The organism is Novipirellula methanifontis, assembly GCF_052161655.1.
In the GTDB taxonomy this organism is placed as follows: Bacteria; Planctomycetota; Planctomycetia; order Pirellulales; family Pirellulaceae; genus Novipirellula.
In genome coordinates, this window is record NZ_CP197418.1 from 1,171,285 (window position 1) to 1,187,977 (window position 16,693).

The window sequence follows — 16,693 nt, forward strand, 5'->3', positions numbered from 1 at the left end:
GCTACTACTTGTCGTCACTTCGTGACTAATAACACCTCGCCACACCGCTACAAAACCGTAATTTACTCGGCGTCAATTTTGTCCAGCATCCATGGCGTCTGCGAACATGAGTCGTAGACCATGTTTTTTGCGAGTGGGAATTGATGTGAACGACTTTCTAGAAAGTGCATCAAATAGCCCGCGGTGTTGGGGAACGCGACCAAGTCGCCTCGACGAATCCCCGCAGGGAATCGCAATTTTCGCAAGCAAATCAGCTCCGACTCGGTGCAGTAGGCCCCGACCAGAAAACCTTCCATCGGTTCGGCGTCGTATTCGTTTTGTCGTTCGTTTTTTGAGCCGTCAGTCCGGGGAATCACGATCGGGTCGACTAAAAAATCATCGCTGCTGGTTCGGCACTGAGTCCGGTTCATTGACAATCCGATCAGCCAATCGCCATCGCTGTTCTGTTTGCGAAACTCGACTCGGGCCACGGTCATGCCACAACCGTCCAAGATACTACGTCCCGGTTCACAGCGAAGTTGCAGGCCGTGGTCGCGGATCTGGTCTGCAATCGTGTTACCCGCCACTTGGGCGTCCAGTACCTGAGCGAGCCATGCGGATCGGGTCGGAGTTTGATAGTAGGGATAGCTATTGGGTTTCCCCAAGATCTTGCCATCGATTGCGATCAGCCCCAGTCCATGATTGCGATAGGTCAGCGGAGGCCGCTGGTTCAGTAGCCCGCGACGATGTTCACTCCAGAACGTTTCCCACTGCTCGGCACTAGGCAGGTAGCTAATGGGGAACCCACCACCGATGTCCAAAAACTCGATTGAGTGCCCCAGATGACGCATGCGAGGCACAGTCGCCAGCGTTTGCGTGATCGCCGAAACCCGTTGGTGAGCACAGTATCCATCGAGATGAAAATGCAAACCTTTGACGTGAACGTCATTCACATCAATCGATTTTGCAAATTGCTCGCATTGATCGATGTCAACTCCGAATCGTGAGGGCAGTTTCTCGCCATCATGAACGAACCCGCTCAACCGAATCGCCACCAATGCTGCTCTGGCGTGCTTTTTTGCCGAGTGAGTGATCAGCGAAAGTTCGTCTTCGTTGTCGATCGTCAACGTGATCGCGTTGCGAACGCAGACGTCAACCAATTCCTCGTTTTTGATCGCTGCGGTACAAATGATGTCGCCCGCGGCGATCCCGGCGTCGAGTGTTTGCTGCAGCTCATTCAGACTGGCGACATCGATTCCCGATCCCGCCAACGGTGCCGCGTTGACAAACGTCAGACACTTGTTTGCTTTGCGGGCAAAGAAAACGCGGAAGTCCAGCGATCGTGCCTCGGCGACGGCATCCAATTCTCGAATATTGGCCAGCATCGGCTCGGCAGTGACGAAGTTCAGCGGCGAGCCATGCTGGTGCAAGAGTGAGGCCAATGCAGGATCATGAAGCAGCGAATTCATCCACGGTTCGCGACGGGCTGTCAGCGGGGGCATGCCCGTGCAGTGGCCGTCGAGAGACGTTTTCGCTTGCTCGGGGATTTCTTGCTCGCATTTTTCTTGATCGTATTCTTTCAATGGAGCGGACGGCGAGACACATCTTTCGCTGGGGATCGACGTCATGACGACAGTGTCCTTTTCCGCGTGTGAATGAGGCTTGCGGTCCAACGATCCAGATGAGCGTGAAGCGTACGGCTGAGGGTGTCGTTACCCAGCACGCTGCCTTCGGTGACACGGCCAAAAATGGCAATGCCTGGTAATTCGTCTCCATTTCGCTGCACCAAGCGACCCGATTCGTTGACATGCAGCCCTGCCCTGTCGTGATGCACGAAGGTGTCACTTGCGAGTCGGTCGAGAATGCCGCCTTGCTCGTTTTGGTGAGGCCCAGGAATGGTCGCATCGATGATCAGGTCGACTTCCATGACGCGTTTGCCACAGGCCAGAGTTTTGTTACCAGACGAGTCACGCGTCGGCGTCGCATCGGCAAGCACGCTGAGGTCGATTAAGCCGGCTTCGTAGAGTGCTAAGATGCGACCCACGTTTTCGGCGGGAGGGCCAAAGGCAATGCGTTCCATCTCAGTCGCGATCCTTTGGAAACCATCGACGCTGGACGACGCTAGCCCTTCTTGGCTGACCAGTTCGACCAGGGCGGGATAGAGTTGCCGCCACGCCAGTCCCAGTGCCCAGGCCTCGTCGACCGGTTTGCGGCCAGTCGCGACATCGTACGAGTGTCGCAGTTGTGCGATCACCTCTCTGTCAACGATTCGCCAGCGTGACCAGTCGCGAAACCATTGTTGAACGTTGAACCGTTCGACTTCGGGCCGCAGGGTGTGCAGCGCCGTCGTGGCCGCATTGATGATAATCGGCCAGGCATCGGCACGGAAATGGGGTTTGTCGTTTTCATCGTCGCTGGTGCGAGTCAGTTTTGCGGTCGAAGCCAGAATGCGAAGCTGTTTCGAGAATTTGGCCCAGACCGGCTTTAGTTTCTGCTCGTGAGTAACAAGCGACTTCGCCAGCATGGGGCGACCCGAACGCGAAAACGGCAGCATTCGCTTTGGTTCGTTGCCCGAGCACTGGTAGCTCCATCGTCCGTCGACCTCCGTGAACTTGCCTCCGCGTCCTTCGGTCAACGAAAGTGCGGCGTCAATCCATGTCAAGCCGAATCCCCGAATCGCGACGACCGAATCGGATGGAACCGCGGTGGTCGAAAGTTGTGATTGCGTCGGGAAAATACAAGGAATGTCCGCGATCACGTCGCCGATACGGTACGATTCCGCCGATCGCCAACCTTCGTGGCCGACGGTCAGAACGACCTCGTCATAGCTGGCGTCGCTATCCGCCGTGCTCAGAATCCAACGATCTCGAGCGTTCTCGATATCAATCACCTTGGTTGGATACAGATTCACCGTGGCGACCTTTTGCAACCTTTTCATGATCCGCTGGAAGCAGTCGTGCAAGTATTCACCGACCACGCCGCGCGGTGCATAGCCTGTGGGGTCCGAACACTCGGGACGGTTTGCTTTGGCCCACTCGAGAAACGACATCGAGATTAGGTTGCGATTGAGTGGGGCCTCACGACGCTGGTTGGGATGCCGCGTATCGATTTGCTGATTGGCAAAATTCATACGTAAATGGGCGGGTTGGCGAGGATCGTAGACGACCCCTGCGCCGGGAAAGGCCGATGGTTCATAAATATCAATCTGAACAGGGCCATTAAGTTTTTGCTGTTCGATCGCATGCGTGATGCGTTCGAGACAATACATTCCGCGCGGCCCGCAGCCCACGATCGCGACTCGAAAAACCGTTTCGGGTTTGGCTTGTGTCGATGTGGTCCGGGGTTTTTCCGTTCTTAGTCCAATGCTCATAACATCACCGCCTTTTTCTCCATTGCGTTTGTGATTCCCGCCCGTTGGCGAATCGTTTCGGGGTCGCATCCCAATCGATCAGTGACCCACTCATCATTGAAAATGGTTTGTAGATAGCGTGTGCCAGAGTCGTGCAGGATTGCCGCACAGGCTTTACCGCTCAATTGATCCTGCATCCGCCGGACGGTTTCCAGTACGCCGCCCGCTGATCCGCCCACCAGCATCGCTTCGCGGTGTGCCATCCGGCGGCAACCGACTACACAGTCGAGATCGCTGACGCGAGCGATATGATCAAAGGTTTGGTTGCGTGCCAGCGGCGGCACACGGCCGGCACCGAGTCCGGGAATCATGCGAGTGCCTGCGGTACCGCCAAATAAAACGCTGCCTGCCGAGTCGACTGCAACGACCTGGGTGGATCGATTCATCGATCGCAGAAAGTCGCGGCAACCTTGTGCAGCGCCAGTGCTACTGGTGGCAACAAATAGATAGTCGAGATGCCCGCCGAGCGCCTCGTCGATCTCACGCACCGTGCCGATGCGATGCGATAGCGGGTTCGCTGGATTGGAATATTGATTGGGCCAATAAGAATCGGGAGTGGTTTCCAGCAGATAGCAAACTCGCGCAAGTCGGGCGGCTAAAAAGTCGCCTTCGAGCGGTTGGTCGACCAAGTCGATCTCGGCGCCGAGTGCTTGCATGATCTCGATATTTTGATGTTGAGCTCGCGGATCGACCACACAGATAAATCGCATTCCATAATAGCGACAGACCTGGGCCAGTCCAATTCCCATGTTGCCCGAAGAGGATTCGATTACGGTGGTATTGTGGTCGATTTCGCCACGCTCGATCGCTTGACGGATCATTTCGTGAGCGGGACGATCCTTTGCGCTGCCGCCCGGATTGCTTGCTTCCAGCTTGGCAAACAGCGTGACGTCGGCAACATCAAGGTAACGACTCAGTTGAATCAATGGCGTATTGCCGATCGCATCGAGCACATTTTTAGCAGGGGGAACGACCGTACACACGAATGGACTCTCCAGGGGCTCGGTTGACATTTTACCAACCTGTTTTTTCGCAGACGACCGTTTGGGGATAACACGTGCTGCTGCTGGTATTGGAAGGAATTCTGTAAGCATTCGTCGTGCCAAAACAGCACAGTACGGCCTCTTTGGCGTTGCCGTGCTAGCCAGCACGGCAAGTGTGGGCGAGGTTAATTCTGAGAGCAATTCGCAGTCATCGCATGCTCAGACACGAGAACAAGAGCGTGATGTTTTGAGGCATCGGGGCCTATTTGCATCGGGAAGAGGAGCAACTTGCTAGTGGAAACAATGCCTTAAACGGCCGGTTCGCTTGCAAGCATGCTGATCAATTCAAAGCCACTTAGGGTAGAGAGCGAACTCCGCTCCCGTCTACATTGTCGCTCGGCTTTCCAAGCCGTTGGCGTGCCTCGAGTTTCGACGTCGCCTCGAGTTTCAACGTCGAGACGAGAACGACAGCGTTCAATCGGATCAGCACATTCACCGTACCGGTTCCAGCTTGGAAAGCTGGCCGACAATGCTTTCCAAGCCGTTGACGGGATTCACGATTTATTAGCCGTTGATGACTTCGCCGCCGTTGGGGTGGAGCACTTGCCCGGTGATATAGGAGGCGTCCTCGGAGGCAAGGAAGACGTAACAGCTGCCGCACTCGTCGGGCTGTCCCGCCCGGCCCATCGGTGTGTCGCTACCGAATTTGCTGACCTTTTCCTTGTCAAAGGTCGCGGGGATGAGCGGCGTCCAGATTGGCCCCGGTGCGACCGCGTTGACGCGAATGCCATCATCCACCAATTTCTGTGATAGCGAACGAGTATAGGCCACAATGGCGCCCTTGGTGGCAGCGTAGTCGAGTAGTCCCGGGCTGCCGCGATACGCGGTCACCGAGGTCGTGTTGATAATCGAGCTTCCCGCATGTTCTTTCAAGTGCGGAAGTGCAGCTTGGGTTAGATAAAACATCGGAAACACGTTCGTGCTGAACGTTGCAATCAGTTGTTTCTCGGTGATCGCGTCGATGTCGTCTTGCGGATGTTGTTCCGCGGCATTGTTGACGAGCACATCGAGACGGCCAAATTTCTTGACCGTCTTTGCGACCGCAGATTTACATGAAGCGGCCTTGCCGATGTCAGCCTTGATGGTCAAGCAAACTCGCCCTTCAGCCTCGACTAGCGACCGCGTTTGTTCGGCATCCTCTTTTTCGTTGAGGTAAACGAATGCGATATCCGCCCCCTCGCGGGCGAACATGACAGCCACCGAGCGTCCGATCCCGCTATCGCCCCCCGTGATCAAAGCGACTTTGCTCTCCAATTTGCCACTGCCAACGTAATCCTCGCGGATCGTCCGCGGTTGCGGCTTCATCTTGGATTGGATCCCCGGTTGTTTGTGCTGAGACTGTTTGGGTCGTTGTTTTTTTGAACTCGCATTTCCGCGTGTCTTGGACTTGTTCATGCGATCGTTCCTCGGGCGATTTCGCGGTGCGTCTAAAAAAGTGTGCTGAAAGGTGTTATTGCTTGTTTGCTTTTTGCAAGTCTTGTTCCGGCGGACCATAAATTCGTTTACCGCATTTTGCGAAGCGGCCGCCATGGACGGGACAGTCCCATGTTTGTTCGGCTTCGTTCCACGACACGGTGCCGCCCATGTGGGTGCAAATCGGATCACAGCGGTGCAGCGTGCCGCTTTTGTCTCTGCAGATCGCCGTGTGAACTCCGTCGACATTCCCCACCGCTCCTTGGCCTGGATTGAGCGTCGTCGGATCGATGGTTTTCGCAGGCAAGATTCTCTGAGCCATTCCTTTGACTGGGGCAGCCATCTCGGTGACCGCACCGGCAAGTCCAGCTGCATTTAGCCGCGACGGAGACAATTGTTCTTGCAGCGTCGATGTGCCGCGGAAAATCTGGTCGGCGATCAACCAACCGGCTGCCGTGCCCCAGGTCAAGCCGACGCCGCTTAATCCTGTTGCGATCCACACGTTCTTTTTGCCTGGTGCCTTACCGATCATCGGCAATCCATCTGTCGGATCGAAGAACTCAGCACTCCATCGCGACTCGATCGATCGGACTTCAAAACGTTGGCGAACAAATTCCTCGAGTTTTGCTTCGGCTTGTTTGGTATCGCCGTCGCCGGTGCGGTGGTCACAGCCGCCCACGATGATCTTATTCGGCGATGTGCTTTTCCAGCGGCGAATATAGAAATAGGGATCCGAGTTGTCCCAAAATAATGCGTCCTCAGGCGGATCCGCGACTTCGGCAAGCAGTGCGTATGACTGATACGCTGGCGTCTGCATGTCCAACGCGATCGAGTCGGTTTTGTTGCAGTGGGCCGCTAACACGAGGTGCTCGAACTTGGCCGTGCCGTCACCAACCGACAGCTCCGATGTGTGTGGATCGAGCGAGACTTGGGCCATCGAGTTTTCGAAAATCTGGCCCCCTGACTCGATCACCAAATCGGTCAATCGCCGCAGGTACGCCATGCAGTCCATCCGAGCCATGGCGTCGATTTGGTAGCCGACCGCCGCGAAGGGTAACGGTGCCGATTCACACCACGACACGGGCAGTCCCAGCTTGCTCGCTGCGTCATAATCCTTCCGAATCGAGGAAGCATCACCACCACGTTCGGAGTAATAGAAAGCGGGGACGCGAGTGAAATCACAGCAGTCTGCGGCACGGTGTTCGATGGCGGCAATAGCTGCTTGTCGCAACTGGACATACTCGCGGCCGGCATCGTCCCCAAGCTTTGACAGTAATTCTTGGCAACCAATTTCCGGATGCGCGTCCAGGTGGCCAGTGCTGCCTCCGGTGGTTCCCGCACCGATAACGGACGCTTCATAAACGGCCACACTGAATCCCCGGTGCAGCAATTCCAAGGCTACGGACAGTCCTGTGATTCCGCCCCCCACGATGGCAACATCGCTGGTATGCGTGGACGTCAATCGATCAAAGCGTTGCGACAATGGATTGGATTCAATCCAGCATGAATGGTGAATCGAGTTCGAATTCATGGTGAACCTCTGGGGCATGAAAGTTTTTCCGCTCTCAAACCCTAGCAAGCACACCGTGTACCATATCTTTTGCTTTGTTGCTGTGAGGTTGCTGTTTCTCGTAACCCGCGATTGGTTTAGTAGCACAGGCCGCCAGTCTGTGAATGTGGGATAGGCTTTCAGCCTGGCATCGAGCTGGGTAGGGTTGGCCGCCAGCCTGTCGAGGTGGTGCAGCATGGAGTCCATGCCGCTAACGGCTGTACCCCAACATCGCGACCGAAACTCTTGGCGAGTGTCGCTACAGGAGGATTTTCCTTCGCAATTCAGGTTTTCTCGTGGGTAGAACCGAAATCAAGTAGTAATTACCACGCGATAGTCTGTAGACTGGAGTGGCATACGCGATGCCTTGGCTCGTGCCCACCTTTGCTGCGATTTTTGCAGCCCCCCTGCCCTGCCCCCGTTATCGAACGCACTCATGAAAACGCTGCGTTTTATTATTGCTTGGTTTTTCGTCGTTCCCGCAATCGGTGCGATTGCCGAAGAGCCGCTGGCCGTCACCTTTCGCGACACCGTGCAGCCTGTGTTGCAGACGTACTGCGTCGAATGTCACAACGACGACACTCGCGAAGGTGACTTGGATTTGAGTGTCGACCAGGACCTGGCATCGGTTGTCAAGAATTTTCGCCACTGGATGGTCGTACTCGAACGACTCGAAGCAGGCGATATGCCTCCGGAAGATGCTGACGAGCAACCAACGCCCGAACAGCGAGAGTCGGTCGTCCGCTGGATCGAAGCGGTCAAAGATACCGAAGCCAAACGCACCGCCGGGGATCCCGGTGTCGTATTGGCGCGTCGACTCAGTAACGCCGAGTACAACTACACGATTCGTGATTTGACGGGGGTGGATATCCAACCGGCTAACGCGTTTCCGATTGACCCGGCCAACGAAGCCGGCTTCGACAACTCGGGTGAATCGCTAACGATGTCCCCTGCCCTGTTGAAAAAGTATCTCGCGGCCGGGCAATCCGTGGCGGAGCATTTGGCGTTAACACCGACGGGATTCGAGTTCGCACCCCATCCGGTCATCACTCCTACCGATCGCGATAAGTTTTGTGTCAATCGAATTGTGGATTTCTACAACCGGCAACGGACTGACTATGACGACTACTTCATGCTGCTTTGGCAGTACCAAAATCGAGACTCGCTTGGTCGCTCTGGCGTAACGCTGACAGAACTAGCACGCCAGCACGATTTGAGTTCGCGATATGCCGAGACGTTGTGGGCGATTTTGTCGGGCAAAGCGGAGTCGGTAGGAGCCATCGCGGCAATTCAAGCAATGTGGAGTGAATTGCCAACGGGGGCGACGGAACAACATCAGACGGATGCGCAAACGCAATGCAAACAAATCGCGGAGTTTGTCACGACGCTGCGCGAAAGCTTGGTTCCGGAAATTCCGAACTTGACCTCGCCCCAAATGAATAACGGTTCTCAACCGTTGGTGCTTTGGAAAAACCAGCAATTTGTCGCTAACCGTCGACGTTACTCTGGCGAACCCTTGCCCGAAGGTGATCTCGGTTTACCCGCGGACTCCATCGCAGCCAAGGCGATGTCGGTTGTCGACGACGCGGCGAAAGATCAGATGGACCAATCGCTTGAGCGGTTCTGCAGCATTTTTCCTGATGCCTTTTACATCTCTGAACGCGCCCGGGTATACCTAGATGCGAAGTCGGAAAAGAAACTAAAAGGGCGATTTTTGAGCGCGGGATTCCATAGCCAAATGGGATACTTTCGCGATGATGCCCCGCTCTATGATTTGATGCTCGATGAATCGCAGCAGCGTGAGATCGATCGGTTGTGGATCGAACTTGATTTCGTGACCTCGGCACCGATGCGGCAATACAGCGGATTCATCTGGTTTGACCGCACGGACTCGACCTTCATGCGGGATCGAGAGTTCGACCGTTATCGCGCTGAGGACAAAGATTGTACGTCCACTGAAAAAGTCCAAGGACTGGCGGAAGTTTACCTCGCCAAGGCCCGCCGATTGGGTTCGAGCGATCAGGCTTTGACTGCGATCCGTCGCTACTTTGACGATATGTCCGCGACGTTCCGGAAACTAGAGCAGTTGCGCATTCAGTCGGAACCGGTCCATGTTCAGGCGTTAGTCGAATTCACCGAGCGTGCCTTTCGCCGCCCGCTATCGAGCCAAGAAGGTGAGGACATCAAAGCGTTTTATCGAATGCTGCGTGACGTGGATGGGCTGAGTCACGAAGACGCGATTCGCGACAGTGTGATTCGCGTGTTGATGTCACCCCACTTTTGTTATCGCGTCGATCTACCGGGCGAATCTCACGGTGAAGCGGAACCGTTACTTGCGTCTCAAAGCGTGCAGCCGCTCGATGATGTGGCGTTGGCAAGTCGGCTGAGTTACTTTTTGTGGTCCAGTATGCCTGACCGGACGCTGATGCAGATTGCCGAGTCGGGGCGTCTGCACGAGCCCGACGTGTTGGTTGAACAAGTTCGCCGCATGCTGCGTGACGAACGGGTGCATGGGTTGGCGACGGAGTTCGCGGGCAACTGGCTCGATTTTCGGCGATTCGAACAGCACAACGGTGTCGATCGAGGCCGTTTTCCTCAGTTTACCGATGAATTGCGGCAGGCAATGTATGAGGAACCAGTTCGCTTCTTTTTGGATGTGATCGCTCGCGATGCTTCGCTGCTTGAGTGTTTGTATGCGGATCACACCTTCGTGAATCCCGAGTTGGCGAAACATTATGGTGTGCCCGCGGAACAGATTGCGGATAGCATTCATGGTTGGAGCAAGCTCGATGAGGCAAGTCGTTGGGGACGCGGCGGAATGTTACCGATGGCAGTCTTTTTGACCTACAACTCGCCAGGGCTGCGTACCAGTCCGGTTAAACGCGGGAATTGGGTGGTCAAGCGGATGCTCGGTGAGAATGTGCCCGCGCCGCCGGCAACAGTTCCCGACCTTCCCGAAGACGAATCCAAACTTGGCGATTTGACGCTTCGCGAGGCCCTTGCCCGTCATCGTGCGGATGCGAGTTGTGCGAGCTGTCACGAGCGAATCGATTCCTTTGGACTCGCTTTCGAAGGCTATGGACCCGTGGGCGAATCGCGTGACACCGATCTTGGCGGCCGCGGCGTGGATGACACCGCGGTGTTCCCGGACAAGAGCGAAGGCAGGGGACTCGCCGGACTGCTGCAATACATTCGCGACCAACGACAGGACGACTTTGTTGAAAATTTATGTCGTAAAATGTTGGCATATGGCCTTGGTCGCACGCTGCAACTTTCCGACGAGGCAACGATTGCTCAGATGCGGTCAACGCTGGCGAAACACGATTACCGTTTCAGCAGCATGATCGAAGTGATTGTGACGAGCCCGGCGTTTCTGAATAAACGAACCCACCTGGAACTCGAGTGATGAAGACGAATATGAACCCATCCCAACAAAAAACAGTCGACAAGACAACGTCATCGGTTCCGCATCGGTTGTCTCGCCGCACACTGCTGCGGGGAACCGGCGTTGCGATGGCGCTGCCGTGGTTGGAATCGATTCCTGTTTGGGGAGCCGAGACCGTTGCGGGGAACGATCCCGTCGTTTCGCCAAAACGCTTTGCTGCCCTCTTCATGGGGTGCGGTATCAACAGCAACCATTGGTGGGCTAAGGGAAGTGGCGACCAGATGGAATTGGGCAAAAGTTTGCAGCCGATGGAACCGCTCAAGCACAAGATGAATTTCATCACCGGGCTGTTCAACGAGAACGCGACAGGTGTTGGCATCCACCCGGGCCAGACTGGGAACATCTTGTCGGGAGCGTCGCTACAAAAGGGATCCGAGCTGCGCGGCGATATCAGCATGGATCAAATGCTGGCGAACCATTTCCAAGAGCAGACGGCAGTCCCCAGTATGGTCTTGGGCTGCGAGCAACCGGTGACCGGTTATCATGAAACCAACTTTTCGATGGCCTACAGTTCGCACATCTCATGGCAAAACTCAACGTCACCAGTGCCGATGGAAGTCTATCCATCGCTCGCCTTTGACGCGTTGTTTGACAATCACGGCAGCCGTCGAAACGAGAGTATCCTGGACCGCGTTCGTGAAGACGCCGTGTCGCTGAGTCACCGAGTCAGCTCGGCGGACAAGGCCAAGCTGGAAGAGTATTTGAGCAGCGTCCGCGAAGTCGAAAAGCGAGCTGCGTCGATGCGAGCAGCTCGTGACAAGGCTGCGTCGTGGGCCAAGGATCATGGCAAAACGATCGCGATGATGAAACGTCCCGACGATGGGTTGCCCGAAGACATTCGCGAACACATGCGATTGATGTGTGACATCGTGGCACTCGGTTTCCAGACCGATAAATCTCGCGTCGCCACGCTGCTGCTGAACCGCGACTTGTCGGGATTGTTTTATCCGTTCCTCGATGTGCAAAGCACACATCACTCGGCGTCTCATAGTGACAAGTCGGACGAGTATGAACGGATCTCGCGGTACTACTGTAGCCAGTACGCTTACTTGGCCAGCAAGTTGGATGCGATGGCCGAAGGGGACGGCACGGTGCTAGACCATTCCTGTTTGCTGTTCATTTCGAGCATGTGGTCGGGGAACGCACACGATTCGAACAAGGTTCCCGTGTTGTTGACCGGCGGTTTGTCGGGCGGACTCGAAACAGGCCGCGTGCTCGATTACATCGACAAGGGGAACGAGAATCGCAAATTATGCAGCTTGTACCTGTCCGTCATGGACCGGATGGACGTCAAGCTAGATCACTTCGGCGACGCTGAAAAACGGCTTGCCGGCCTGTAATCGGAATCGTAGTGGACGAGGCTACGAGTCCCTCACCCAAGGCTCAATCCCAGTCAATCTCAAGGACTCGTAGCCTCGTCCACTACGAAGGTTCCCGGCGTATGAACGTGGGATTGAGAACCCATTTGCCAAAATCTATTGACTCTTAGGCGAATTCCAGCGTGACTCGCCGGGTGGGATGCCTATAATCTTTGGAATTGAAACAGTCAGGCGATCATTGATCGGCAAGTCGACGAGGGAGACGTATCCATTGCGAACCCTTCCGCCTACGCTGTTCCCCCCAATCACTCTCGGTGAACCTAACAGCGAGTGCCGAGAGCCCACCCCGATCGCTGCCCAGGAGTTTTGCGAGTGCACTTCTCTGTTCGTGTCGCCATGACCCTCGTGTTTTCGGTGGCGCTCAAGTCCGCATCGGATGCCAGCGAGAGTGCAGTGTTTTTTCGTGGGCTGAACCTGAATGGCCCCGAGGTCGTTATCGACGGGAATGTCTGGGAAGGCCGCGACTTGAAAGACTATGTTTGCGCCGACAAAGCATTCGAGCAACAAAACGTTCCGCTTGTGCCATCGACGGATGCCGATCGAGCGAAGATGATTCGCAGCAGTCGCTGGAACGGAAATCGCATCGAGCTAAAAAATCTACCTGACGGCACCTTGACCGTGTTCCTGTACGTGTGGGAGGACAACCGCGCCGAGACGTACGAGATTCGCGTCGATGGCAAGCAGGTGGTTTCACGGTTCAACAGCGGCGGCGCGGGAATGTGGCAAAAGCTAGGACCCTGGTACGTCGATGTCAGCAAAGGATCGATCGAGCTGACCAGCAAGGGAGGTGCGGCGAACTTTTCCGGTATCGAACTGTGGCGGGGCAAGCATGACGGTTCAAACGATCCGCCGATTACGGACGAGCAATTGGCGTTCTTCGAAAGTCGCATTCGGCCTTTGTTGGCCACGCATTGTTACGAGTGTCACAGCAGCGAATGCGATGAACTGCAAGGCGGATTGCTGGTCGATTCGCGTCCGACGATGCGTCGCGGCGGTGACACTGGACCTGCCGTGGTTCCGGGCGATGTCGAACACAGTTTGTTGATCCAAGCGGTGCGGTACGACGATGCGATGGAGATGCCGCCAGATGAAAAATTGTCGGACGCTGAGATAGCGGATTTGGAAAGCTGGGTCAAAATGGGGGCCCCCGATCCTCGCAGCGACGCTACTCGTTTTGTTCGCAAGAAGATTGACGTGAACAAGGCTCGCCAATTTTGGTCGTTGCGACCGATTGCGGATCCCATCCCGCCAGAACCCAAGGATACGAGCTGGGGATACAACGAGATCGATCGTTTTGTCGCAGTCGAACTTGACCGGCACAGGCTGCGTCCGGTCGGCGACGCAGACAAGCGGACGCTGATTCGGCGGGCGACCTACGATTTGATCGGTTTGCCTCCGTCGCCCGCAGAGGTCGCTTCCTTCCTGGCGGACGAATCTCCGGACGCTTTTGCAAAGGTCGTCGATCGGTTGTTGGAATCGCCTCATTACGGCGAGCGTTGGGGGCGACACTGGATGGACTTGGTTCGTTATGCCGACACCGCTGGCGATAACTCGGACTATCCGATTCCAGAAGCTTATCGGTATCGCAATTACATCATTGATTCGCTTAATGCCGACAAACCGTACGACCAATTTTTACGAGAACAGATCGCAGGCGACTTGTTACCCGCAGCGACGGACCTACAGCGGAACGAGCAAACGATCGCGACGGGTTACCTGGCGATTTCGCGGCGATTCGGCTCGGTCGTCAAGGACTATCCGCAACACTTGACGATCGAAGACTCGCTCGACAATATCGGTCGCGCGGTGTTGGGCATGACAGTCACCTGTGCTCGATGTCACGACCATAAATTTGATCCGATTTCGCAGGATGACTATTACGGACTTTATGGCATCCTAGCAAGCAGCCGGTATCCCTTTCCGGGAATCGAACTTGATTCCAAACCGCGAGACTTTGTGCCGCTGGTGGAAAAAGGCAAACCCAGCAAGACGCTTGTCTATGCGATGGCCGAAGGGGATGTGGATGACGCCGCCGTACATCTGCGTGGCGAACCTACAAAGCCCGGCGATGTGATTCCTCGCCGTTTCCTCGAAGTGTTGGGCGGTCAGATGTTGTCCGCCGAAGAGACTCGGCACAGCGGCCGATTGTCATTGGCAACGTGGTTGACCGCCGTGGATAATCCGCTCACCGCTCGAGTGATGGTCAACCGGATTTGGCAATATCACTTCGGCACGGGGCTTGTGAAAACGCCCAGCGACTTCGGTGTGCGTGGATTGCCACCGACGCATCCTGAGCTGCTCGATTGGTTGGCGTCACGCTTTATCGCGGACGGCTGGTCGATCAAGCAGGTGCATCGACGCATCATGCTCTCTCGGACTTATCAACTAAGCTCGCAAGTTGACGACAATGCGGCCGCAATCCAAACCGATCCCAACAATGATTGGCATTGGCGGTTCAATCGCCAACGACTCGATGCGGAAACGCTGCGTGACACGCTGCTTGTGCTGAGCGGCGAATTGGAGACCTCGATGCCACGTGAACCGCATCCGTTTCCGTCAACGGACAAGTGGAAATACACTCAGCATCATCCGTTTCGTGACGTGTATGATTCCAACAAACGAAGTGTGTACTTGATGATGGCTCGGCTCAACGCACGACCCTATTTTACGACGTTTGACGGTGCCGACCAAAACGCCAGCACGTCGGTGCGTGACAGCAGTGTGACGACAGTCCAGTCGTTGTATTTAATGAATGATCCTTTTGTGCATGAGCGAGCAGAGAAGTTGGCAACTCGATTGCTGCAAGCGGACCAGGATCACGACGCTCGTTTAGTTTTGGCGTACGAATGGATCTATGGACGGCTACCCACTGCGGCCGAACGCACCGACATTACCCAATGGATGCGGTCGATGAATGATGCGTTGAAACAGTCCGAAAATGCCAAGGACGTTCGCGAGCGAGAGACATGGACGGCGTTCACGCGATCGATGCTGCGAACGAATGAGTTTCTCTACGTTGATTGATCCACCCCCACTATTGTTAACACGATGAATCTACCCCGCGTTACGCGTCGCAACTCGATCCGCTCGCTGATTGGCGGTTCAATCTTGTTCCCGGCCATCGTTTCCGAGTTGATGGCGGCCGAGGAACCCATGTCATCCTCCAGCGGACCGTTGACGCCGAAGCGATCGCATTTCCCTGCCAAGGCCAAGCGAATCATCATGGTGTTTGCCACCGGCGGTGTCTCGCATATCGACACATTTGATACAAAATCGTCTGGCAAAGGCCGTGACGGTAGCGGCAAAGATAAATTGATGGGCAGCGTGTTTCCGTCCAGCGCTAATAAGCAATGTGGAACCGTCGTCAGTGATCTGTTTCCGCATCTTCGCGATTCGATGCAAGACATTTGTTTGATCCGATCGATGAAGTCGGCCCACTTTGATCACACCGAAGCGGCGGTGGGGATGCACACGGGGTCGGCAACCTTCACGCGGCCGAGCATGGGATCGTGGCTCAGTTATGGCTTGGGCACCGTCAATCAAAATCTGCCCTCGTTCATTGTGATCGCGCCGCACCTGCCGTACGGTGGGACTCAGGTTTACGCCAGCGATTTTTTGCCGGCGTATCACCAGGGTACGCGAGTGATTCCAGGCAACGAACCGATCGCGAACTTGGCCGCCAAAACAACCCAGCAGAAAATCCAGCAAATGGAGTTGGGACTCGTTGACTCGTTGAACCTTCAGCATCTTGCCGGCCGCAGTGATGATTCCCGGCTCGCTGCACGGATCAAGAGTTACGAAACGGCTTTTCACATGCAGACCTCAGGTCCGGAAGCGTTTGATGTTCAACAGGAAGACGACAAAACGCATGCTATGTATGGGCTGAAGCGAGGGGACACCCAGAGTTTTGCCTGGCAATGCATCGTCGCTCGACGTTTGGCCGAACGCGGCGTGCGGTTCATCGAGCTTGTCGATAGCGGTTCTCGCCCCAATTGGGATTCGCATGGCGACATGAAAGAGCATGAGCCGCTCGCCAAGGCGTCGGACCAACCACTCGCGGCACTCATCCGCGACTTGAAGCAACGTGGTATGTTGGACGAAACCTTAATCGTGTGGGCCACTGAATTTGGACGCACGCCAACGAAAGAGGGCAAGTTCGGACGTGGCCACCACGGCAATTGTTTTTCGATTTGGTTGGCTGGCGGAGGCGTCAAAGCCGGCATCGTACACGGCGAGACCGATGACATCGGTAAATCGATCGTTCGCGGACAAGTCGATGTGCACGACTTACACGCGACGATTTTGAATCAAATGGGAATCGACCACACGCGGCTGACCTATCGTCACGCCGGACGTGATTTCCGGCTGACGGATGTCCATGGACGCGTTGTCAAAGAGATTCTGGCGTAGCGAAAGTCGCCAAGACTTTTGGGGCATTTACCTCGCCAACCGGAACGCCTCGCGTCGAGGTCGTAA

Annotated in this window: 9 protein-coding genes; 4 read left to right on the forward strand and 5 right to left on the reverse strand. The window is 55.6% G+C overall.

Going from position 1 to position 16,693, the window contains the following annotated elements; genetic code table 11:
- Window positions 1-62 precede the first annotated feature (62 nt).
- From SH528x_RS04200 to SH528x_RS04220, 5 genes are all read right to left on the reverse strand, one after another.
- Entirely contained in the window at window positions 63-1,607 is a 1,545-nt protein-coding gene (locus SH528x_RS04200; RefSeq protein ID WP_442509274.1) for a Y4yA family PLP-dependent enzyme, read from the reverse strand.
- Window positions 1,604-3,349 (reverse strand): FAD/NAD(P)-binding protein, encoded by a 1,746-nt coding sequence (locus SH528x_RS04205; RefSeq protein ID WP_442509275.1) that lies wholly within the window; start codon window positions 3,347-3,349, stop codon window positions 1,604-1,606. The genes SH528x_RS04200 and SH528x_RS04205 overlap by 4 nt, the downstream gene beginning before the upstream one ends.
- Window positions 3,346-4,401: a 2,3-diaminopropionate biosynthesis protein SbnA gene (sbnA, locus tag SH528x_RS04210; protein ID WP_442509276.1), complete on the reverse strand. Its 1,056-nt coding sequence runs from the start codon at window positions 4,399-4,401 to the stop codon at window positions 3,346-3,348. Before sbnA ends, SH528x_RS04205 begins: the two co-directional genes overlap by 4 nt.
- Before the next feature lie 534 nt (window positions 4,402-4,935).
- Window positions 4,936-5,826, reverse strand: a complete 891-nt coding sequence (locus tag SH528x_RS04215; RefSeq protein WP_442509277.1) for an SDR family oxidoreductase — start codon at window positions 5,824-5,826, stop codon at window positions 4,936-4,938.
- A 55-nt stretch (window positions 5,827-5,881) separates the two neighbouring features.
- The gene (locus SH528x_RS04220; protein ID WP_442509278.1) at window positions 5,882-7,375 is read right to left on the reverse strand and encodes an FAD-dependent oxidoreductase; all 1,494 of its coding nucleotides are present in this window, start codon (window positions 7,373-7,375) and stop codon (window positions 5,882-5,884) included.
- A 454-nt stretch (window positions 7,376-7,829) separates the two neighbouring features.
- On the opposite strand from SH528x_RS04220, the gene SH528x_RS04225 reads away from it, so the two are divergent.
- From SH528x_RS04225 to SH528x_RS04240, 4 genes are all read left to right on the forward strand, one after another.
- Window positions 7,830-10,799, forward strand: coding sequence for a DUF1592 domain-containing protein (locus SH528x_RS04225; RefSeq protein WP_442509279.1), 2,970 nt, complete (start codon window positions 7,830-7,832; stop codon window positions 10,797-10,799).
- A gap of 107 nt (window positions 10,800-10,906) precedes the next feature.
- Window positions 10,907-12,178, forward strand: coding sequence for a DUF1552 domain-containing protein (locus tag SH528x_RS04230; RefSeq protein WP_442512078.1), 1,272 nt, complete (start codon window positions 10,907-10,909; stop codon window positions 12,176-12,178).
- Window positions 12,179-12,553: 375 nt separating this feature from the next.
- Complete coding sequence (locus tag SH528x_RS04235; protein ID WP_442509280.1) at window positions 12,554-15,241, forward strand: PSD1 and planctomycete cytochrome C domain-containing protein; 2,688 nt, start codon at window positions 12,554-12,556, stop codon at window positions 15,239-15,241.
- A gap of 24 nt (window positions 15,242-15,265) precedes the next feature.
- Window positions 15,266-16,627, forward strand: a complete 1,362-nt coding sequence (locus SH528x_RS04240) for a DUF1501 domain-containing protein (RefSeq protein WP_442509281.1) — start codon at window positions 15,266-15,268, stop codon at window positions 16,625-16,627.
- Window positions 16,628-16,693: the final 66 nt, after the last annotated feature.